The organism is Dongia sp. (assembly GCF_041905885.1).
GTDB lineage: Bacteria > Pseudomonadota > Alphaproteobacteria > Dongiales > Dongiaceae > Dongia.
The window spans coordinates 232,423-254,215 of sequence record NZ_JAYRKD010000004.1 but is presented as its reverse complement, the minus strand read 5'-3'; the positions used below and the strand labels follow the sequence as shown (position 1 = coordinate 254,215).

Genomic DNA, 21,793 nt, shown 5'->3' with positions numbered 1-21,793 from the left:
CCCGTATTCTCATCATTCTTGTTTGTTGAGCGTTATTGTTATTGCAGCACCGCCTTCACCGGCAGGCGCTTGATGCCGCCGATGAAGTTGGACCGCAGGAACTCGTGCGGGCCGGCCTGTTCCAGAACCTTCACCCGCTTCACGAACTCCTGCAACAGAATCCGCACCTCCAGCCGCGCCAGCCACATGCCGAGGCAGACATGCGGCCCGCCCTGGCCGAAGGCGATATGGCGGTTCGGGGTCCGCGCGAGGTCGAGCTCGAACGGGTTGGCGAAGACCTCATCGTCGCGGTTGCCGGAGACGAACCAGAGGATGACCTTGTCGCCTTCCCTGACCGTCTTACCGTGCAGCTCGAAGTCGCGGGTCGCGGTTCGCCGGAAATGCATGGTCGGCGAGGCCCAGCGGATGAACTCGTCCGGCGCCGTCTCCCAGATCGCATCGCCCCCGTTCCTGAGCTGCTCCATCAGCGCCGGCCGGTTGGCGAGCGCGAAGAGCGAGGCCGCGATCGAATAGCGCGTGGTGTCGTTGCCGGCCGCCACCAGCAGGCAGAAGAAGTTCCGGAACTCCAGCTCCGAGATGACATTGCCATGGGAATCCGGCTGCAGGATCAGGTGCGGCACGCCCTTGGTATCGCCCTTCGCCTGCTTCTCCGCCATCAGCTTCTTGGCATATTCATAGAGCTCGGCGCCGGCCGGCGAGCGGAACGGCATCAGCCGATAGGCTTCGGTGTCGGCCTGGTCCAGCACATGCTTGGTGAACTCCGGGTCGGTGTTGGCGATCAGCTGGTCGCCCTTCTCCACCAGCCAGTCGAGATCCTCGTCCGGCGTGCCCAGGATCTGGCCCAGCATGCGCATCGGCAATTGCCGGGCGATCTCCTTGTTGGCATCGAATGAACCTTTGGCGAGCGCGGTATCGAGGATGTCGTCGCAGAGCTTGCGGATCTGCTCGCCGAATTGCGCGATCACCGGCTGGGAAAAAGCCTTGGCCACCAGGATGCGGGTGCGGGTGTGTTCCGGCGGATCGGTCTCCTGGAAGGTGCGGCGCGCCAGATATTCCTCATAGGTCTGGTCTTCCATCCGGATGCCGCGCGCCGAGCTCAGCAGCTTGCTGTCGCGGTTCAGTTCCAGGATGTCGTGATGCCGAGTCACCGACCAAAAGCCCTGCCCGCCTTTATAGTCGCACCAGGCGAGCGGATCTTCGCGCCGCAGCCGCGCAAAGGTGTTGCAGGGCGCGCCACGCAGGAAGGAATCGTGGCTGGAGAGATCGGCATGGCCGTCGTCGGTGGGCGTGAAGGTCGTCATGGTGGGGCAGGCTCTCTCTATCGGGGCGACGGGACCAGGGTGCGGCCGCCGTTCCAGGTGACGCCGATCTGGCGGTAATAGCCGCCGATGATCTCCTTGACCTCGAGCCCGGCCAGTTCCTCGGTCGGCACATCGTAGAGCTTGAAGCTCTCCACGTCCGCCGCCCAGGGCTTGCCGCCCTCGAACTTCGCCGCGGTCGATTCGATGAGCTCGCTATGCGCGTCACCACCCTTGCTGTCGATCGCCGGCAGCCAGCGGTGATGCGCCATCGGATGGCCGTTCACGAAGCCGTTCTTCTCGGCCTCGCCGCGCAGCGTGATCACCGCATCGGCGATCCGCCGATCCGCCGCCGCCAAGGTTGCGCCGAACACCGCGCCCGGAGCCAAGCGCGGCGCCGGCCCATAGGGATGCGGCCGGGTCATGTGGATCGAGCCCAGCTTCTTCGGATAGCCCTGGTGGATCCCGCGCAGCATCGCGAAATCCTTATCGACCCAGATATAGATGCAGCGCGAGTAGGTGCGGCCTTCGAACTTGCAGCGCACCACCGCGAAGGCTTCCTTGTATTGCGCGCGGATCGGGTCGAGCAGCTCCTCCTTGCTGTCGCCGCAGGACTGCCAGTCGGCCCAGATCAGCGCCACCGCGCCCGGATCCTCGTCGGCCGGCGTCAGCGGCGCCGGCAACAGGGCCGCGACCTTCGTCGGATCGGTGCGGTATTCGATAGTCAGCAGGTCGCCGGAGTAATGCCAGGGCGGCGGCGGCAGGAGCGACGAACGGCCGGTGGCGCTGCGCGGATAGAAGAATCCCTTCATCGCCTCAGGCTCCCGGCTTCTTCGGCGGACGGATGCCGCGGAATTCCCAATCTCCACCTTGTGCCGTGGACAGCACCTCTTCGGACTCGCTCGGCTGCGCGCCGACGTCGTCGCGGATCGGCTCCGGTCCCTCGACGATGGTGTTGGAGAGACGGCCCAGGCCTTCGACTTCTACCTCGACCAGGTCGCCCGGCTGCACCGGCCGCGAGTTGGCCGGGGTGCCGGAGAGCAGCACGTCGCCGGGCTCCAGGGTGATGTTGCGGGCGATGTCGGCGACCAGGTAGTGCATGTCCCAGGTCATCTCCGCCGTGTTGCCGTCCTGCTTCAGCTGCCCGTTCACATAGGTGCGGAGATACTTGTTGCGGAAGTCCCAGCCTTCGACGAGCCCAGGCCCCAGCGGACAGAGCGTGTCGCTGCCCTTGACCCGCAGCATCGAGCCCGCATCGGTGTCGCGGAAATCATGCAGGCCATAGTCGTTGGCAACCGTATAGCCGCGGATGTAGTCCCCCGCTTCCTTCTGCGAGATGTTGCGGCAGCGGCGGCCGATCACGATCGCGACCTCGCCCTCGTAGTTCAGCCATTTGCAGCGTTTGGGGCGCACGATCTCGCCGCGATGCGAGTTCAAGGACGAGGTCGGCTTCTGGAAATAGGTCGGCGTCGCCGAGAGCTTGATCTGGAATTCCTTGACCCGGCTGACATGGTTCAGGTGCACGCAGATGATTTTGGTCGGCACGACCGGCGGCAGATGGATCGCATCGGCGATCTTCACCCGGCGCCCGTCATCCGCCACCAGTTCCTCGCCCTGCCGCTCCACCTCGACCGTGGCGCCGGCCAGAACAATCCGCCGTGTCTCCCGCAATTGCTTGCCTCCCCTATTGCGCCGCTTTGCGCCGCGCTTGCCAGCCATCGGCCGGGCGATCGAACCAGACATGGACTTGCCCGGTGCCGACCGAGTTTTCGTATTCGCTGTAGAGCCGGCCCGGCGCCCGCCATTCGCCTTCGCCGAGCGCCGCCGCCATCATCACGTAATGGCCGAAATTCGCCTCCGGCTTGAACTTCAGGAATTCCGGCATGGTCTGCAGCACCCGCGCATGATCGCCGGCCTTCATCCAGTCGAGGCGCTCAAGATCGGCCTTGGCATGCTCCGGGCTGAAGATATGCTCTACGTCGCCCGCTTCATGCTGGCGCAGCTTGGAGAGCGGCCAGAACTTGTGGCTCATCGCACCGGAGGCGAGCAGCAACACCTTGCGGTCGCTGTTGCGGATTGCCTCGCCGATCGCACGGCCGGCCCGCAGGAAGTCGTCGGTCTCGCCGGTCTGCGCGCAAGAGACCGAGACCCAAGCCTCGTCGCCCTTCTGCAGATACTTGATGAGGTTGACCGTCGCATACTGGATCGGAAGATAGGGATCGTCGATTGGCGTGATCCAGGTCCCATGTTTGCCGGCGAGCGCCGCCGCGGCGCGGGCGAAGTCCGGATCGCCCTTGGCATCATAGGGCACCTGCGACATGCCGCGCGGCAGCTCGTCGGAGGTGTATTTGCCCGACCGCCGCGCGTGGGAGGTGATCACGAATTCGACCGTGGTGAACCAGTGGGAGTCGAAGACGATGACCAAATCATAGTCGAGCTTGGACAGCACCTCGTCGCGAAGCCGGTTGAGACCGGTCACGACCGAGAACTCGCGGCCCTTGTTGAGCTCGTAGCGGACTTCTTTCGGCAGCATGACCGTGGGGACATGCGCGATCAATCCGCAGCCGACGACCTCACCCATTCTTGCTCCATCCATTGGGCGAGAAGATGCTCGCCTTCACATCGCAGTAAAAATCGAACGACCAGGTGCCGCCCTCGCGGCCGATCCCGGACTTGCCGTTGCCGCCGAACGGCTGGCGCAAGTCGCGCACGAAGAAGCAGTTGTTCCAAACCAGTCCGGCATTGATCTGCGCCGAGACGCGCTTAGCCCGCGCCTCGTCCCCGGTCATCACCACGCCGGCCAGGCCGTATTCGGTGTCATTGGCCATCTGGATCGCCTGCGCCTCGGTCTTGAACGACTGCAGGCAGAGCACCGGCCCGAACACCTCTTCGCGCAGGATCTCGGAATCATTCGGCGGGTCGAGGAACAGGGTCGGGCGATAGTAGATGCCGCCCAGTTCCTCGTTCGGGCCGCCGCCGAGCACCGGCTTCAACCCGGCCTCTTTCGCGCGTTTCACGAAGCCATCGACCCGCTGGAAATGCGGCCGGCTGATCTGCGGGCCGATATCGGTCGCCTCGTCGCGCGGATCCCCCTGGCGGATCTTCTTCGCCTTCTCGATGAAGGCGGCGATGAAGGTCTCGCGGATCGACTCTTCGACCAGGATCCGCGTGCCCGCCAGGCAGACCTGGCCGGCATTGTCGTATTGCCCGACCGCCGTGGTGACCGCGAGGTCGAGATCGGCATCGGCGAAGACGATGAACGGCGACTTGCCGCCGAGCTCGAAGGACAGCGGCACCAGGTTCTCGGCGGCGGCAGCGGCGATGGTCTTCGCCGTCGGCACCGAGCCGGTGAAGCTGATCCGCCGCACCTTGGGATGCTTGGTCAGCGCCGCACCGGCGGTCTTGCCCAAGCCTTGCACGACGTTGAACACGCCCTCGGGCAGCCCGGCTTCGGCCGTGATGTCGGCCAGCAGCGAGGCGGTCAGCGGCGCCCATTCGGGCGGCTTGTAGACAACCGTGCAGCCCGAGGCGAGCGCCGGCGCGATCCGCCAGGTGCCGAGCATCAGCGGCGCGTTCCACGGCGTGATGATGGCGGCGACCCCGGACGGATCCCAGCTCACATGGTTGCGATGGCCGCGGGTGTCGAAGTCCGGGTGGTCGAGTTGCAGCAGCCAGTCGGCGAAGAAGCGGAAATTATGCGCGACCCGCGGCATCACCCCGCGCCGCTGCGAGCGCAGCAGTGAGCCGTTGTCACGGGTCTCGACCTGGGCGAGCTGCTCGACCCGCGCCTCGACCCCGTCGGCGATCTTGTGCAGCAGGCGCGCGCGTTCCTCGCGGCTGGTCCGGCCCCAGGTCTTGAACGCCGCATGGGCCGCGTTCACCGCCTGGTCGACCTCGGCAGCACCCGCGCTCGCCAGATCTGCAATGGCTGCCTCGTCGATCGGCGAAATGGTCTGGAAGCGGTCGGCGCTGTCCACGCGCTTGCCGCCGATCCAATGCCTGGTGTCGATTTCGACGCCTTCGACCTTCGCCGTCATCCCGCCTCCCGCTTCGTCGGCTTCTCATTCGGCCGATCGTTCGACGTCGAATAATTTAGCCAGCACCTGATCCGAGTCAAGCGCCCTGGCGGGAATCAGTCGATTTCGTGCCTAGTCGATTTCGTGGAGGGGCCCGTCGATCTTCTCGATCGTGGCAAGGATCGCGCGCAGCACCTCGGTGGCGGCGAGCATCTGCTTGGCCGAGAGGCCGCCGACAATCCGGGTCTCCTCGGCGTTGAAGCGCGGGAACAGGCTGGTGATCAGCGCATCGCCGGCCGAAGTGAGGTTCACGATCACCAGGCGGCGCTCCGCTTCGTTGGTGCGGCGCTTCACCAGTTTCCGGCCTTCAAGCGTGTTCAGGATTCCCGAGAGCGTGCTCTTGGCGACGCCGGCTTCGACCGCGAGCTTGCGGGTCTCGAGCTCGCCGTAGATCCACAGGCACCAGAGCGTGGTGAAGGCCGACCAGTGCAGGTTAGCCTCGGTCAGCACGCAGTGCTCGAAATGCTCGCGAATCGCCGCCGAGGCGCGGTGGATGTTGGAGACCAGGGCCATCGAGTCGAGGTTGACCCCGAGGCTGGCGACCCGGCGCTCGCCCAGGACCTCTCCCAGCGGCTTCTTGGAATGCGGGTGCAGCTTCGGCGTCGCCGCCGGACGTTTGGTGCGTGCGCTGCGCGCAGGTTTGGCCACCAGGGTCTCCTCAAAGCCGCCCAGGGAATAAGGGGGCCGTCTTATAGCATCCCGGCGACTCGCGCCAGAAGCCGGCCGCAATTCCCAAGATCGGATCGTTCCTCGCCGAACGACCGCCTTGCCCCTCATCTTGATCTGGGTTATCGTTCGACATCGAACGAAAAATGCGAGGCATCCGCAACTGGGATTGCGGCATGCAACAACGCAGCGATGACGGCGGCACTTGAGGCCGCCGTGGGACAGAGGGGAGGCTTGAAGCCATGTCACAGACCGGATCACTCCGGCGCAACGCCTTGGGCGTCGCCGCGATCACTTTCTTCGTCGTCTCGGCGGCGGCGCCATTGACCGCCGTCGCCGGCGGCTATCCGATTGCGATGCTGCTCGGCAACGGCGCCGGCGTTCCGGCGGCGGTCGTGCTGACCACGCTGATCCTGCTGATCTTCTCGGTGGGATACACGGCCATGGCGCGGCACATTGCCAATGCCGGATCCTTCTTCGCCTTCACCGCGCGGGGCCTCGGCGGCGTGATGGGCGGCTCCGCCGCCTATATCGCGGTGCTCGCCTACAACACCATGCAGATGGGCCTCTACGGCCTGTTCGGCGCCGTCACGGCGGGCGTGCTCGGCGAATACGGGCTGGTCGCGCCCTGGTGGGTCTGGGCGCTGATCGCCATGGCGATCGTGGGCGTCTTCGGCTACATGAAGATCGATCTCTCGGCCAAGGTGCTGGCGGTCCTGGTGATCGCCGAATACATCGCGGTCCTGATCCTCGACTTGGCCATCGTCGGCACCGGCGGCGACAGCGGCAACAGCATGGTCAGCTTCACGTACGACGCCTTCATGAGCGGCTCGCCGGTGATCGGCATGCTGCTCTGCTTCGCCGCCTTCATGGGCTTCGAAGCGACCACGATCTACAGCGAGGAAGCCAGGGATCCCGGCCGCACCGTGCCGCGGGCAACCTACGCCTCGGTACTCATCATCGGCATCTTCTATGCGATCTCGACCTGGGCCATGGTCAACGGCGAGGGCGCCGACAAGCTGATGACGACCTTGGGCGGCATGGATCCCACCACCTTCATCTTCGCGCTCTCCGAACGCTATGTCGGCGGCTGGCTGACCACCATCATGAGCCTGCTTCTGATCACCAGCGTGTTCGCAGCCCTCTTGGCCTTCCACAACGCCGCTGCGCGCTACTTCTATGTACTCGGCCGCGAAGGGCTGCTGCCGGCGAGTCTCGGCCAGACCCACGACTCGCACCAGAGCCCGCATCTGGGCTCGATCCTGCAGACCGTCCTGGCCCTGGTCGTGGTCGGCATCTTCATCGTGACCGGACAGGATCCGGTGCTGGGCCTGTTCGCCTGGCTCACCAATCTGGCGACTCTGAGCGTGATCACGCTGATGGCCCTGGTCTCCTTCGCGGTGATCGCCTTCTTCCGCAAGAACCCGGGACTCGAGCCCTCCGGCTTCAAGTCCGGCATCGCCCCGCTGATCGGCGGTGCACTGTTGGCGATCATCGGCGTCATGGTTGTGGTGCATTTCCCCGACCTCACCGGCGCCAATAAGGCGATCGCCTATGGGCTCGTCGTGCTGGTGCCGATCGCCGCTCTGCTCGGCGCCTTCGTCGCCAAGCAGCTGAAGCAGCAGTCGGGCGCCCGCTTCGCCGAATTGGGTGCGCACCAGACCGAATAGACGGGCTAATCGACAGAAGCAGGCCGGGGCCGCCAGCCCCGGCCTTTTTTGTTTGCGGTCCCGGCACCGGACTGACCATGATCAAAGCATGGCCACCGAGGTCCGGCTCGAATGAACGCAGCCGAGGCCGGAGAAGTCGAACCACATGCTGAAACTGCGTCGCGTCGCCATCGACACGCCGCGCGAGAACGTCGTCTATCTCGCGCGGGAATGCCCGATCTATCGCGCCGAGAAATTCCAGGGCCTGGCCAAGATCGAGGTCTCGGCCAACGGCCGCTCGGTCCTGGCGGTGCTCAACATCTGCGACGACGCAGAGCTCCTCCATGCCGACGAGCTCGGCCTCTCCGAACAGGCCTTCCGGCAGCTCGGCCTGGCGGAGGGCAGCGACGTCGCGGTCGCCCAGGCCGGGCCGCCGGCCAGCCGCGAGGCGATCCACGCCAAGGTGACCGGCGCGCGCCTCGGCTATGCCGAGTTCGAGTCGGTCATTCGCGACATTGTCGCCAACCGCTACTCCAAGATGGAGATTGCCGCCTTCCTGATCGCCTCGGCCAGTTTCCTCACCACCGAGGAAGTGCTGGCGTTGACCCGCGCCATGGCCGCGGTCGGCAGCCGCCTGGTCTGGCCGGGCCAGACCGTGGTCGACAAACACTGCATCGGCGGGATTCCCGGCAACCGCACCTCGATGATCGTCGTACCGATCGTGGCCGCCCATGGCCTGGCGATCCCGAAGACCTCGTCGCGCGCCATCACCTCGCCGGCCGGCACCGCCGATACCATGGAGACGCTGGCCCGGGTCGAGATCAGCGCCGAGGAGATGCAGGACATCGTCCGCGCGGTCAACGGCTGCATCGTCTGGGGTGGGCATGTGAACCTCTCGCCGGCCGACGATATCCTGATCTCGGTCGAGCGCCAGCTCGGCATCGACACCCGCGAGCAGTTGGTGGCCTCGATCCTCTCCAAGAAACTGGCCGCCGGGTCGAGTTACCTGGTGATCGACATTCCGATCGGTCCTTCGGCCAAGGTGCGCTCGCTGGCCGAGGCCATCCGGCTCCGCAAGCTGTTCGAGTTCGTCGGCGACCAGATCGGCCTCTCGCTGCAGGTCGAGATCACCGACGGCAGCCAGCCGATCGGCAACGGCGTCGGTCCGGCCCTGGAGGCGCGCGACGTGCTTCGCGTCCTCAACGGCGATCCCGCGGCGCCCGGCGACCTGCGCGACCGCGCCTTGCTGCTGGCCGGGCGGATCCTGGAATTTGACCCGGCCTTGCGTGGCGGCAAAGGCAGCCAGCGTGCCGCCGAACTGCTCGCCTCCGGCACCGCGTCACGCCAGATGGAGCGCATCATCGCGGCGCAAGGTCCCTCACCCCATGTCGCCCCCGGGGCGATGGTCGAGGACGTCTTGGCGCCGCATTCCGGCGTGGTCACCGGGATCGACTGCTACCGCATCGCGCGGGTCGCGCGGATCGCCGGGGCGCCGACCGACAAGGGCGCCGGCGTCGACCTCTTCAAGAAGGTCGGCAGCCCGGTCGAGGCCGGCGAGCCGCTCTACCGCATCCATGCGGAGCATGCGACAGACTTCCACTTCGCAACCGAGATGGCCGGCCAGGATTCCGGCTTCACCCTGAGCACGGCATCATGACGATCTCCCTGAAGTTCTGCGGCGCCGCCGGCACCGTGACCGGATCCTGCTATCTGCTGACCCATCCGCGCGGCCGCGTCCTGATCGACTGCGGCTTGTTCCAAGGGCCGAAGACGCTGCGCGAGCTGAACTACGGCACCCTGCCCTTCGATCCGGCCAAGATCGACGTGGTGCTGGTGACGCATGCGCATATCGACCATTCCGGCCTGCTGCCGAAGCTCTGCAGCGCCGGATTTGCCGGCCGGATCATCGCCACGGCGGAGACCAACGCCCTGCTCGAATGGATGCTGCCGGATTCCGGCGCGATCCAGGAAGGCGAGGTGCAGCGCCTGAACCAGCGCAACGCCCGCCGCGGGCGCGCCGAGGTCGAGCCGATCTACACCCGCGCCGACGCCGAAGCAATGCTGCCGCGCCTGAGCGCGCTCGAGCAGGACAGCTGGTCGGAGGTCATGCCGGGGGTCCGCGCCTGTTTCCGCGACGCCGGCCATATCCTCGGCGCCGTCTCGATCGAGCTCGAGGTCGTCACCGACGATCCCAAGCAGCGGATGCTGCGCATCCTGTTCTCCGGCGACGTCGGGCCGGATATCAAGCCGTTCCATTCCGGCCCGGAAGGATCCGAGAACTTCGACTATGTCGTCATCGAGGCGACTTACGGCGATCGCGACCGCCCGCGCCTCAACGACGACGAACGGCGGGCGGTGCTGAAGTCCGTCATCGACCAGGCCCGTGCCACCGGCGGCAACCTGATCATCCCGGCCTTCGCGGTCGAGCGCACCCAGGAGCTGCTGGCCGATCTCATCGCCCTGACCGCGCGGGGTGAGATTCCGGCCATGCCGACCTTCCTCGATTCGCCGCTGGCGGTCGGGGCGACCCAGGTGTTCCGGCGCTTTCGCGGCGCGCTTCGCCTGCCGGCGGATGTCAGCGACCCGTTCCAGGCGCCGCACATCCACTATGTCACCACCGCCGAGCAGAGCATGGCGCTGGACCGCATCGCCGGCGGTGCCATCATCATCTCGGCCAGCGGCATGTGCGATGCCGGCCGCATCCGCTACCATCTGAAGAGCAATCTCTGGCGCAGCGACGCCACCGTCCTCCTGGTCGGCTATCAGGCGCCGGGCACGATGGGGGCGCTGCTGAAATCCGGCGTGGCCTCGGTCCGCATCCACGGCCAGGAGGTCAAGGTCGCGGCCAAGATCCGCAGCATCGACACCTATTCCGGCCATGCCGACCGCAACGAGCTCATGGCCTGGCTGGAGGCCCGGCTGCCGATCGCCCGCGGCGTCTTCATCACCCATGGCGAGGAAACCGCGCTCGCCGCGCTGAAAGAAGGCATCCTGGCCAAGGGATTGCCGAAGGCCGAAGTGGTGATCCCGCAGCTGGACCAGACCTTCATCCTGCACCCGGCGGAGACGCCGCGCGTGACCGAGGCCGAGAAGCCGGCGCGGCTCGACCGGGCGGCCACCGATGCGATCCGCGCCGGCCGCGACTGGCATAACGACTATGCGAGCTTCCTCATCGATCTGCAGGACCGGCTGGCGCTGGCGGCGGACGAACGCAACCGCCAGGTCCTGCTCCGCCGGCTTCGCGACGCGCTGAAAGAATAGTGCGTCGGACGCTCTGGCGGGTTCGCGCGCCATACGCCAAGATGCGGCCGCGAATCCGGCTACGGGGGAGTCATGCCGCGCGATCCACGCTACGATATTCTGTTCCAGCCGATGCAGATCGGTCCGGTCACCGCCAAGAACCGCTTCTTCCAGGTCCCGCATTGCAACGGCATGGGCATGAGCTTCCCAAGCTCGATGGCCGCGATGCGCCGCATGAAGGCCGAAGGCGGCTGGGCGGTGATCTGCACCGAGGAGACCGACATCCACCCCTCCGGCGACATGTCGCCTTTGGTCGAGGGCCGGCTGTGGGACGACCACGACATCCCGGTCTTCGCCCGGATGAACGAGGGCGTGCACAAATATGGCGCGCTGGCCGGGATCGAGCTCTCGCATACCGGGCCGCGCGATGCCTGCCTCTACAGCCGGGAAGTGCCGCTCGCCGTCGATCACACGCCGGTCTGGGCCGGCGACTATCCGGTCCAGGCCCGCGCGATGGACCGTGCCGATATCCGCAATTACCGCCGCTGGCACCGCGAGGCCGCCTTGCGCTCGAAGCGCGCCGGCTTCGACCTCATCACCATCTATTGCCATGCCGGCAGCTCCTTGAACGGCGATTTCCTGAACCGCCGGAACAAGCGCAGCGACGAATACGGCGGGAGTCTCGAAAACCGCATGCGCCTGCTGCGCGAGGTCATCGAGGACACCCATGAAGCGGTCGGCGACACCGTCGCCGTGGCCCTCCGCTACGTGGTCGACGAGCAAATCGGCGCCGACGGCAAGCCCGATATGGAGGAATCGCGCCAGATCGTCGAGGCCCTGGCCGAGCTGCCCGATCTCTGGGACGTCAACATCCGCGGCTGGCAGCGCGATTCCATGCCCTCGCGCTTCGGCCCGGAAGGCTCGCAGGAAGAGTTCATCTCCTTCGTGAAGAAGCTGACCACCAAGCCAGTGGTCGGCGTCGGCCGCTTCACCTCGCCCGACACCATGGTCTCGCAGATTCGGCGCGGCATCCTCGATTTCATCGGCGCGGCGCGGCCCTCGATCGCCGATCCCTTCCTGCCAAGCAAGATCGAGAAAGGCCGGGACGACATCCGCGAATGCATCGGCTGCAACATGTGCGTGACCTCTGACTTCACCATGGTGCCGATGCGCTGCACCCAGAACCCGACCATCGGCGAGGAATGGCGCAAGGACTGGCACCCGGAGATCATCCCGGCCAAGGGCTCCGACGACCGGGTGCTGATCGTCGGCGCCGGACCCTCCGGCCTGGAAGCGGCGCGTTCGCTCGGCAACCGCGGCTACGAAGTCACGCTCGCCGAGGGGCGCGACGTGCTGGGCGGCCGGGTGCATGACGAGAGCCGCCTCGCCGGCCTCGCCACCTGGGGCCGGGTGCGCGACTACCGCGTGCTGCAGATCCAGCGCATGCCCAATGTCGAGACCTATCTCGGGAGTGCGCTCGCCGCGGCCGACATCCTCGACTACGGATTTCCGCGCGTGGTGCTGGCGACCGGCGCGACCTGGCGGCGCGACGGCATTGGCCGCTCGCATGACGCTGCCATCCCCGGCCTCGACCAGGTCGCCGTCTTCACGCCGGAAGATGTCTTCGCCGGCAGGCCCATCCCCGGCCCGGTCGTGATCTACGACGACGACCGCTATTATATGGGCGGCGTCCTGGCCGAGCAGCTGCGCCAGCAAGGCCTGGATGTCACCCTGGTGACCCCGGCCTCGGATGTCTCGAGCTGGGCCTCCAACACCTTGGAGCAGCCCTGGGTCGAGGCCCGCCTCTACGAGCTCGGCGTCGATGTGGTCGAAAAGCACGAAATCGCCGGCGCCGCCAGGAATGAGATCCGCATCACCCATACCGGCAGCGGCCGTGAACGGTCACTGCCTTGTGCCTCGCTCGTGCTGGTCACCATGCGGCTGCCGAATGACGATCTCTACCGTGAACTCGATGCGGATGCCGGGCGGCTGAAGGATGCCGGCATCACGTCCTTGACGCGGATCGGCGATTGCCTGTCGCCGTCGACCATCGCCGCGGCGGTCTATTCCGGTCATCGCTACGCGAGGGAAATGGATGCGCCGCCGCGCAACGACGAAGTGCCGTTCAAGCGCGAGCTGATGGCGCTCGAACAGGGGGAGGTGAGAGCATGACGATGTCGCCGAAGGACCGCGCCCTGGGCATGGACCGCAAGATCAGCCGGCGCGACTTTCTGGACGGCGTGGCGCTCGGTGTCGCGGCGATCGGCGCCGGCAGCCTCGGTATCCGCGCGGCGCGGGCCGAGGGTGCCGCCTATCCGCCATCGCTCACCGGCCTGCGCGGCCACAACCTCGGCGCCATGAATGTCATGCACGCGATCCGCGACGGCTCGTTCTGGGACAAGGCCGGGGCAGCGGAGGTGAGCGGCGAATCCTATGACCTGGTGGTGGTCGGCGGCGGCATCAGCGGTCTGGCCGCGGCTTTCCTCTATCGCCAGCAATCCGGCGGCAAGGCCAAGGTCCTCATCCTGGAGAACCACGACGATTTCGGCGGTCATGCCCGGCGCAACGAGTTCACCGCGAGCAATGGTGCGAAACTCATCGGCTATGGCGGTTCGGAATCGCTGCAGTCACCAAGCTATTTCACGCCGGCGGTGCAAGCCCTGCTGAAGGATGTCGGCATCGAGACCAGCAAGTTCGAGACTTTCTATGACGCCGGATGGAGCGAGGAACGCGGCCTCGGCGAGGCGGTGTTCTTCTCCAAGGAAGTGTTCGGCGTCGACAAGCTGGTGAAGATGACCGAGAAGGCGGCGGATTGGGTGCCGCAGACGCCGCTCAACGACCAGGCCAAGCGCGATCTCATCGAGATGCTCGACGACCCGCGCGACTATCTCGACGGCAAGCCGCGCGAGGATGCCCTGAAGATTCTCTCCGAGACCACCTATGAGAAGTTCCTGACCGAGATCTGCGGCTACGACCGGCAGCTGGTGGAGTTCTTCCAGTCTTCCACCCAGGCCTATTTCGGCGTCGGCATCGACGGCGTGACGGCGGCGGATGCCTGGGGCAACGGCAATCCCGGCTTCGACGCCATGGATCTCGGCGAGCAGCCCTACAAGACCATGAGCCCCAGCGGCCGCCTCGCCCTCACCGATCCCGACGAGTACATCTATCACTTCCCGGACGGCAATGCCGGTCTCGCCCGCGCGCTGGTGCGGGCGCTGATTCCGGCCGCCTTGCCAGGCTCGGGCATGGAAAGCCTGGCCACCACCGCCGCGCTCTACGACAAGCTCGACGTCGCCGGCGATCCGGTGCGGCTGCGCCTGAATGCTTCCGTGGTGAAGGTGAAGCATGACGGCGCGCCCGATGCGGCGAAGTCGGTGACCGTCACCTATGTCGAGAACGAGAGGCTCAAGACCGTGCAGGCCGGGCATGTCGTGCTCGCCTGCTGGCACCGGGTCATCCCCTATCTCACCGACGAGCTCGGCGAGGACCAGGTCGCGGCGCTGCAGGACCAGCAGAAGGTGCCGCTGATCTACACCAGCGTGCTGATCAAGAACTGGCGCGCCTTCGAGAAACTGGGCATCGGAAGCTTCGAAATGCCCTCCGGCTTCTGGGAAGGCGCTTCCATCGACTACCCGGTCAGCATGGGCGAATACAAGTTCGCCCAGGCGCCGGATGATCCGGTGCTGCTGCATCTCTCCAAGGTCGTGGTCTCCGGCGAGCGCGGGGTCTCGGCGCGCGAGCAGGCCCTGGCCGGGCGGCGCAGCCTGGTCGAACTCAGCTTCGAGGAGATGGAGCGGCAGATCCGCGACATGCTCGGCCGCGCGCTGGCCGAGGGCGGCTTCGACCCCGCCCGCGACATCGAGGCGATCACCTGCAACCGCTGGTCCCACGGCTATGCCTACGAATACATGCGGCCCTGGGATCCGTTCTGGCCCGACGGCGAATTGCCGATCGTGAAGGCGCGCAAGCCCTGGGGCCGGATCGCCATCGCCAACTCCGATTCCGGCGCCTATGCCTACGCCCACTCGGCGATCGACCAGGCGGCGCGTGCGGTGCGCGAACTGCTGGGCGATCCGGGCAACCTGCCGGCCTATGCCGACTTCCCCGGCCCGCCGCGCGAAGAGATTGGACTCTAAGCATGCTCGAAGATTGGCAGAAGCTCGCCGCCGGCGAGATCCAGATCCCGCTCAGCGACGTCACTGCGGAGCAGCGCATCAGCGGTGCGCCGAAGACCGGCTCGGTGCAGATCGAGAAATTCGGCGGCACGGTGGTCGGGGTCTGGGAAATGACCCCGGGCGTGATGCGCGACGTCGAGGTGGACGAGATCCTCACCGTGCTCGCCGGCAAGGCGGTCGTGGAGTTTCAGGACGGAAGCAAGATCACCCTCGAGCCCGGCGCCGTCGCCCGGCTGCATGCCGGCCAGCATACGGTCTGGACCGTGACCGAGACTTTGCGGAAGGTCTACGTCCTGCTGCCCGGCTAACTAGAGCGCCGGAACCTGCAGCACGTCCATGATCGCTCGGGTCGCGGCCTGGATCAGCAGCACCCGATCGTCGACGATGACATACTGATAGGCCGGCGCCAGCGGCGGCAGCTGCACGATCAGGTCGGGCGGCAGGGTTTGATAATGCACGTCGGGCGGAATCTGCCCATTGCGGACCAGCTGCTTATAAATGCCCGGCGGCAGGCTGCCCTTCTTGGCGATGCCGGGCGGGATGTCCTTGTGCTTCTGCTTATTCTTCTTGTTCTTCTTGTTGTTGCCGTTGCCGTTGCCGCCGTCGTTGTCATAGTCATCCGGATGGGCGACCACCCAGGCATTGGCATTGCGCTCATAGTAGTTGCGCAGGATGTGCCGCGCGGCCTCGTCGATGACGATGTCGGCAACACTCGGCCCGGCCGGTGGCGCGGCGCCCGGTTCTGACTGCGCCGCGGCGGGCGCAATTCCGGACAGCCCTGAGAGAAGCAGACCGACGAAAACCGGCAGCAGCAGTCGCATGTTTCTTCACCTGAAATCAGCCACCCGGTCTTAACGACCGAGACGCAGAATCATTCCGTGACGTTGGTCACGCCTTTGTCATCGCTTTCCTCGGCCAGCAGCCCCTTGGCGCGATAGGCTTCCGCTGCCTGGCGGATGTATTCGCCGGTTTCCGGCGCGTCGTAGCGGGCGGAGATTTCCTGGCTCATCGCCAGCAGCGCGTAATAGGTGCTGCGATAGGGCCGGAGCTTCTCATAGGTCTCCAGCAGCACCTCGTTCGGGATCGCGGTCAACTCCGCGGCGCGCCGAAAGTTCCGCGCCAATTGCGGATAGCCCTCTTGCTCGGCCCGGGCGGCTTGCGCCAGCAGGGTCTCGCGGCTGATCGTGACGTCGTCCGGCGCGATCTGGCCGGCGCGCAGTCGCTCTAGGGTCAGCGCCGCCGGATCGGCGCCCGATACCTTGCGGCGCGGATCGATCTCCTCCGGCTCACGCGTCATGCAGGATCTCCAGGTCGCAGGCGGCCCGGTCGCGTTGCACATGCGCGACCTCGCGCTTATGCATCAGCAGCGCGTGCACGATCATCCGCAGCCGCGCCATGTTGTCGACCGTGACCGGCACCGGCGAAGGCGGCCGGCGCAAGGCATGGCTCGCGGCATTCGAGCCGATCTGCCGATAGGCCTCGCGCGAGAGCAGCGGCGCCTGGGCGAAGAGCTCCAGGTTGTTCAGCGGCGCCAGCCCCTTGCGCTGGATGACGGCGGTGCCCTTGGACTGCAGCCCGATGGCGATGCCGGAGCCGCTCAGCCTGGCGCCTTCATGCCCGATCAGGCCGCAATCCGCCGTGGCGAAGACCTTGACGATCCGCGCCTTGGTCCCTTGGGCCTCGATCCCGGCGACGATCTCGCGCAACACGTCGCCATGCGAGAGGCCGCAGAGTGTCGTGTCGAGGCCCGCCGCAAAGGCCGGCCCCACCGCCACCACCACTTCGGATTCCGTGCCGGGCTTCGACGCGCCCTTCTCGCGCAGCCGGATGCCGGCCTTGCCGCTGGAGATCGGCACCATCTCCTCGGCCGAGCGCGCCTGCGGGATGGCGGCGATCTTGCGCCACTCCTCGCCTTCCAGGCGAAAGCCGGTGCCGGGACCGAGATAGTCGTTGCCGTCGGTGAAGGCGCTCTCGGTGGCGAAGTCCTTGTTCAGCACCGCGGCCGGTTGCAGGTATTCGCCGGCGACCCGCACCCGTTGCATGCCGAGAATATTCTCGGCGATGTCGGTGAAGCCGGCCTGGTCCAGCGCCCGCGCCACGTCGAGCGCGGTCAGCGGCCCGTCGAGGAAGGCATCGGCCGCCGCCAGGTCCTGGACCAGGTCCCGCTCCGGCATGTCGTCGGAAGCATAGCAGGTGGTGGCCGCCTCGACCTCGTCGTCGCGGATCTCCGGGAAGTCCAGCGCCTTGAACACCGCCTGGATCGCCTGCGCGGCGCGGCGGCGCGCCGCCAGCACCTCCGCCTCGCGCACCGGCTCGATTCCGGCATCGACCCGCATGTCGCGCTGGATGATCATCCAGTCGTCGAGATCATCGGCGTCGAAATTGCCGCCGCCGAACATGTTGTCCTTGCGCGGCATCGAGCTGTAGCCCGAGGTGATGAAATCGGTGCCGGGCAGGAATTGCAGCATCAGCTTCGCCGCCTTGCGCATGTCGGAATGCGACGACATCGCGTCGTTGCCGGAAGCGACCTCCAGCCCGAGCGAAGCCGCGATCAGATTCTCCGCCAGGACCGCCCGCACGCCGCCCGGCAGCGCCGACGGCAAGGCCACGCAGGAGATCGAGCCGTTCTGCACGCCTTGGGCACCTGCACCCTTGGTCATCATCAGGCAGCGTGCCTCGAGGTAGAGCATCGAACGCCCGGCCTCGTGGCCCATCAAGGTTTCCGAGCCGGTACCCGACGTGAAGCGAATCTTGATTCCGCGCGAAGCATAAGCGGAGGCGAGGAAGCCTTTGGACCAGGGCGTGTCGTCACCGTCCTGCATGGCTTCATCCGTGCCATAGACCGACAAGGTCTCGGCATAGGAGGTGATGCCCTTCAGTCCGAGGCGCAGGTTCAGCGCTTCCTCGACCGCGCATTGGGTGAGCACGCCGCCGCGCGGCGTCTGCGAGCCGATGAGAATCGCGAGCGCGTTGAACGGCGCCATCCGCGCGACGCGGCAGGTGGTTTCCAGCTCGTCGAAGCCCCGGAGGGCGCCCTCGGCGGCGTCGGCTGCCATCAGGGCGGGGTTCTCCCGCCAGTTGGTGACATGCGCCTGGTTGCCGGGCCGGCGGCGCGCCCGCATCTTCTGCAGCGCCATCATCATCTCGACCACGTTCAAATGCGAGACGATCGAACAGAGCTTGGCGGGGGTACAGCCGGAGAGCAACTGCACCAGCCGCGCTCGCGGCGTGTTGATATCGACCAGCATGCGGGCCAGCGCCAGCGAATCCGTCGCCATCACCTCCTCGGCGCTCTTCGTGTTGATCGCATAGCGCGCGATATAGCGGTCGATGACATCGAACTCGGCTTCCGACCGGCCGTCGATCTCCACCACCCGGCCCGCTTCCAGGCGGAGGCTCGGCTTCGGATCGTCGGGGCTGTCCATGACCATGAGGCCGAGGCTGGCCTCTTCCTGCACGAAGGTGTCGCGGTTGACCGCGCGCGCCTCCCGCTTCTCGAACCTCTTGGACCGTGTCATGGAGGCCCTCCGCTATTCCGGCTGCATCACGTCGGCGCCGGTGCTGGACTTCACGTCGGCGCCGCTCGGCAGCGGCGCGGCGGGATCGTGGATCCAGGCGGCGATGTCGTCATAGACGCTGAGCGCGATCCAGTCGCGCAGCAGCAGATGATAACCCTTGGCGTAGAGCGCCACCCGCAACTCGCTGGGCGGCAGCTCGGGCAGGCGCTCCAGCATCATCGAGACCGCGTTGCGGCTCACGATCGCCTCGTTGGCGCCGAACAGGATCAGGCAGCGCGGCGCCTTCAGCACGCCCGCCGCGTCATAGGCGCGGGTCATCAGATCGACCAGGCCATAGGCCGTATCGACCCGGGTCTGCTTGATCACCAGCGGATCGCGCGCCAGGGCGACCAGCGCGCGGTTGCTGCTCGAGGCGCGCAGCCGAAGGCCAGTCGGCACCACCGTCATCCAGGGCACCGCATGGGCCGCGAGCTCGAGGACGTTGCGGTTGAAGCCGTTCTGCGTCTGCCAGCCCCAGACCGCCGGCGCAACCAGGATCATGCCGTCGACCGGCGGCGGATCCGGCTCGACCGCGGCCGCCATCATCACCGAGCCACCCATGCTCTCGCCCAGCACATAAAGCGGCTGGTCCGGGAAGCGCTGCTTCAACAGCCGCACCGCGGTCTTGAGATCGACGATCAGCTGCTCGCTGCCGGGCCAGATGCCGCGTTGCGGCGTCTCGCCGAAGCCGCGCTGGTCATAGGCATAGACCCGGAAGCCGCGCCGCGAGAGGCCGCTGCCCGGCAGCGCCAGCCCGCCGGAGTGATCGTTGAAGCCATGCAGGGCCAGGATGATGCCGGCGGGCGCGCGCGATTCGTCGCCATGCCATTGCACCCAGGTCTTGACCGGCAGGTCCACGCCATCGGCGGTGTGGAACAGCGTATCGCTGAAGGACGGCGCATCGACGGCCGGGCCGAGCTCCTGGAGTCGCGGTGCACAGCCGGTTAAGGCCAGGAGCGCGACGAACAGGATCTTGACTGGTGGCATGCGTGACCCGGCGAAATCCCCACACCGACTTGATAACATTCGAGAAAATAAAGGGCAATTCGCCAGCGCTGCGGCGGCACGAATGCGACAAGGTCGAATTGCAAAAGGTAGTCGCCCGCGAACAGACTGGTCGAGGTATGCACGCCGATCAGCAGATGGCTGTGGCTTTGGTCAGCAGGGCGCGCAAGGCGGGGGATCGGAGAGGCTAGTCCGCCCCCGGGCCGGGATCCGACCCGGGGGCGTGAAAGCTAGAGGTCTAGGCCAGCTTGTTAGATCGAGTCCTTCAGTTCCTTGGCGGCGCGGAAGGCGATCTTCTTCGAGGCCTTGATCTTGATCGCTTCGCCGGTCTGCGGATTGCGGCCCATGCGGGCGGCCCGCTTGCGGACCTGCAGGATGCCGAGACCCGCGATGCGAATCTTCGATCCCTTCTTCAGTTGCTTGCCGATCGAAGCGACGACGTCGCCGAGGATCGCCTCGGCCTGCTTCTTGGGCAGCTCATGCTTTTCCGCGACCTCGGCAGCGAGATGCTTGAGGGAGATGACGACCTGCGTCGCGGCTGCAGCCTTTGCCATGTTTCCTATCCTTAGCTGGTTAAACCGCGACTCGCGGCTCGTTGAAAGTTGCCCAACAAATGAGCCACTGAAGGCGCGATAATTCAAGCCTTACCGCGAGTGAACGCCCGAGTCGCATGCTTCAAATCACGATTTTTTTCGACCGGGACCTGCAGCAAAGCGCATGGACGCCCATTCCGCGCCGATTCGGCGCCCTTCCGTTCAACTATCCACAGCCACCCGTCGCAGGTGATTCGCCGCCGCGCGCGACGATCTAGAGCCCGGCGGTCACGCGCCAGATCACGTCGCCCACATCGTCCGCCACCAGCAGCGACCGACGATCGGGGCCGATCGTGACGCCGACCGGTCGCCCGTAGGACTCGCGCTCGTCCGGCGCCAGGAAGCCCGAGAGAATGTCGCGCGGCGGCCCGGCCGGCCGCCCGTTTTCGAACGGCACGAAGATGACCTTGTATCCGCTGAGCGTGCTGCGATTCCAGGAGCCGTGCTGTCCGATCGCCATCCCTTCCGGAAATCCCGGGAAGAATCCGGCCGGCAGCCAGCAGAGGCCGAGCGACGCGGTATGCCCGCCCAGCGCATAGTCCGGCTGGATCGCCGTCGCCACCTTGGCCGGATCCTGTGGCACCCGGTCGTCCACCGTCTGTCCCCAGTAGCAATAGGGCCAGCCATAGAAGCCGCCTTCGCGCACCGAGGTGAGGTAGTCGGGCGGCGTCTCGTCGCCCAAGCCGTCGCGCTCGTTGACCACGGTCCAGAGCATGCCGGTGCGGGGCTCCAAGGCCAGGCCCACCGGGTTGCGCAGGCCGCCGGCGAAGATGCGGGTCTTGCCGCTGCTGAGATCGAGCTCGTGGATGGCGGCGCGGCCCTCCTCGGCGGCCATGCCCTCGTCGGCAATGTTGCTCAACGACCCGACCCCGATGAACAGCTTCTGCCCGTCGGCGCTCGGCAACAGGCTGCGCGTCCAATGGCCGCCGGGCTTCAGCGTGTTCAGCTGCCGGCCCGGCGCTGTGATGCGCGTGGCGCCACTGCTGTAGGGATAGGCCACCACGCCGTCGGTGTTGCCGACATAGAAGGTGTCGCTCAGCAGCGCCATGCCGAAGGGCTGCTTCAGGTCTTCCAGGAACCGCTCCTGGATCTCGGCCACGCCGTCGCCATCCGCGTCGCGCAGCAGCGTGATGCGATTGGGGCTGACCCCCACGGCGGCGGCGCGTTTCATGGTGCTGACCATGGCGTAGTCGAAGAGATTGCTGATCCCGCCGGGCAGGAACAGGGCCTCGGCGACGGTGACGTCGCCGTTGGGCAGCACGTGGATCCAGCGCGGATGCTTGAGACCGGTTGCGGCGAAGGCGTTGACCTTGAGACCGGGCGCGGCCACCGGCGTCTGCCCCGGCCTCCAGCCCCTGGCGGTCGGCATCTTCAGTGTTGGGATGCTGCCCTGCGGCCGCGCCGCGGGGATTGCGGGACTGCTGCCGATGGCCGGCGCATGTGCGCCGCCGCCCTGCAGCCGCCGCCAGAAGATCGCCGCCGCGCCAACCAGCGCGACCAGCCGCGCGAACAAATCCGATAAACCCATGATGTC

18 protein-coding genes are annotated in these 21,793 nt (G+C 66.5%); 6 read left to right on the top strand and 12 right to left on the bottom strand.

The annotated features are described in order from the left end of the window. Nucleotides 1–38 precede the first annotated feature (38 nt). From ACH2CY_RS06100 to ACH2CY_RS06075, 6 genes are all read right to left on the bottom strand, one after another. Nucleotides 39–1,301, bottom strand: coding sequence for a cytochrome P450 (locus ACH2CY_RS06100; protein WP_395017090.1), 1,263 nt, complete (start codon nt 1,299–1,301; stop codon nt 39–41). A gap of 17 nt (nt 1,302–1,318) precedes the next feature. Further along, entirely contained in the window at nt 1,319–2,110 is a 792-nt protein-coding gene (locus tag ACH2CY_RS06095; RefSeq protein WP_395017088.1) for an acetoacetate decarboxylase family protein, read from the bottom strand. A gap of 4 nt (nt 2,111–2,114) precedes the next feature. After that, a complete protein-coding gene (locus ACH2CY_RS06090; protein WP_395017087.1) occupies nt 2,115–2,969 on the bottom strand; it encodes a fumarylacetoacetate hydrolase family protein in 855 nt (284 codons plus the stop codon). A 13-nt stretch (nt 2,970–2,982) separates the two neighbouring features. Further along, on the bottom strand, nt 2,983–3,879 hold the full coding sequence (locus tag ACH2CY_RS06085) for a hypothetical protein (protein WP_395017084.1): 897 nt from the start codon (nt 3,877–3,879) through the stop codon (nt 2,983–2,985). Then, the gene (locus ACH2CY_RS06080) at nt 3,872–5,335 is read right to left on the bottom strand and encodes an aldehyde dehydrogenase (protein WP_395017081.1); all 1,464 of its coding nucleotides are present in this window, start codon (nt 5,333–5,335) and stop codon (nt 3,872–3,874) included. Before ACH2CY_RS06080 ends, ACH2CY_RS06085 begins: the two co-directional genes overlap by 8 nt. Before the next feature lie 111 nt (nt 5,336–5,446). Then, the gene (locus tag ACH2CY_RS06075) at nt 5,447–6,022 is read right to left on the bottom strand and encodes a MarR family winged helix-turn-helix transcriptional regulator (protein ID WP_395017079.1); all 576 of its coding nucleotides are present in this window, start codon (nt 6,020–6,022) and stop codon (nt 5,447–5,449) included. 260 nt (nt 6,023–6,282) lie between these two features. Here ACH2CY_RS06075 and ACH2CY_RS06070 point away from each other — a divergent pair, with 260 nt between their 5' ends. The 6 genes from ACH2CY_RS06070 (at nt 6,283) to ACH2CY_RS06045 (ending at nt 15,412) form a co-directional block, all read left to right on the top strand. After that, nucleotides 6,283–7,710, top strand: a complete 1,428-nt coding sequence (locus ACH2CY_RS06070; RefSeq protein ID WP_395017077.1) for an APC family permease — start codon at nt 6,283–6,285, stop codon at nt 7,708–7,710. A gap of 145 nt (nt 7,711–7,855) precedes the next feature. Then, a complete protein-coding gene (locus ACH2CY_RS06065; RefSeq protein WP_395017076.1) occupies nt 7,856–9,346 on the top strand; it encodes a thymidine phosphorylase family protein in 1,491 nt (496 codons plus the stop codon). Beyond that, on the top strand, nt 9,343–10,950 hold the full coding sequence (locus tag ACH2CY_RS06060; RefSeq protein ID WP_395017074.1) for an MBL fold metallo-hydrolase: 1,608 nt from the start codon (nt 9,343–9,345) through the stop codon (nt 10,948–10,950). The genes ACH2CY_RS06065 and ACH2CY_RS06060 overlap by 4 nt, the downstream gene beginning before the upstream one ends. 72 nt (nt 10,951–11,022) lie before the next feature. Next, on the top strand, nt 11,023–13,101 hold the full coding sequence (locus ACH2CY_RS06055) for an FAD-dependent oxidoreductase (RefSeq protein WP_395017073.1): 2,079 nt from the start codon (nt 11,023–11,025) through the stop codon (nt 13,099–13,101). Continuing rightward, on the top strand, nt 13,098–15,065 hold the full coding sequence (locus ACH2CY_RS06050; protein ID WP_395017071.1) for an NAD(P)-binding protein: 1,968 nt from the start codon (nt 13,098–13,100) through the stop codon (nt 15,063–15,065). Before ACH2CY_RS06055 ends, ACH2CY_RS06050 begins: the two co-directional genes overlap by 4 nt. A gap of 2 nt (nt 15,066–15,067) precedes the next feature. Continuing rightward, nucleotides 15,068–15,412 carry a cupin domain-containing protein gene (locus ACH2CY_RS06045; protein WP_395017068.1) on the top strand — a complete coding sequence of 115 codons (345 nt, stop codon included), beginning with the start codon at nt 15,068–15,070 and terminating at the stop codon, nt 15,410–15,412. Here ACH2CY_RS06045 and ACH2CY_RS06040 read toward each other — a convergent pair whose 3' ends face one another. From ACH2CY_RS06040 to ACH2CY_RS06015, 6 genes are all read right to left on the bottom strand, one after another. Continuing rightward, nucleotides 15,413–15,925, bottom strand: a complete 513-nt coding sequence (locus ACH2CY_RS06040) for a hypothetical protein (RefSeq protein WP_395017066.1) — start codon at nt 15,923–15,925, stop codon at nt 15,413–15,415. It lies immediately after the preceding gene. Between the two features lie 50 nt (nt 15,926–15,975). Next, on the bottom strand, nt 15,976–16,401 hold the full coding sequence (locus ACH2CY_RS06035; RefSeq protein WP_395017065.1) for a diol dehydratase small subunit: 426 nt from the start codon (nt 16,399–16,401) through the stop codon (nt 15,976–15,978). Further along, complete coding sequence (locus ACH2CY_RS06030; protein WP_395017063.1) at nt 16,391–18,622, bottom strand: propanediol/glycerol family dehydratase large subunit; 2,232 nt, start codon at nt 18,620–18,622, stop codon at nt 16,391–16,393. The genes ACH2CY_RS06035 and ACH2CY_RS06030 overlap by 11 nt, the downstream gene beginning before the upstream one ends. 12 nt (nt 18,623–18,634) lie before the next feature. Then, the gene (locus tag ACH2CY_RS06025) at nt 18,635–19,648 is read right to left on the bottom strand and encodes an alpha/beta hydrolase (protein ID WP_395017061.1); all 1,014 of its coding nucleotides are present in this window, start codon (nt 19,646–19,648) and stop codon (nt 18,635–18,637) included. Nucleotides 19,649–19,917: 269 nt separating this feature from the next. Next, nucleotides 19,918–20,220, bottom strand: a complete 303-nt coding sequence (locus ACH2CY_RS06020; protein WP_395017059.1) for an HU family DNA-binding protein — start codon at nt 20,218–20,220, stop codon at nt 19,918–19,920. A gap of 253 nt (nt 20,221–20,473) precedes the next feature. Next, a complete protein-coding gene (locus tag ACH2CY_RS06015; RefSeq protein WP_395017057.1) occupies nt 20,474–21,787 on the bottom strand; it encodes a PQQ-dependent sugar dehydrogenase in 1,314 nt (437 codons plus the stop codon). Nucleotides 21,788–21,793 lie beyond the last annotated feature (6 nt).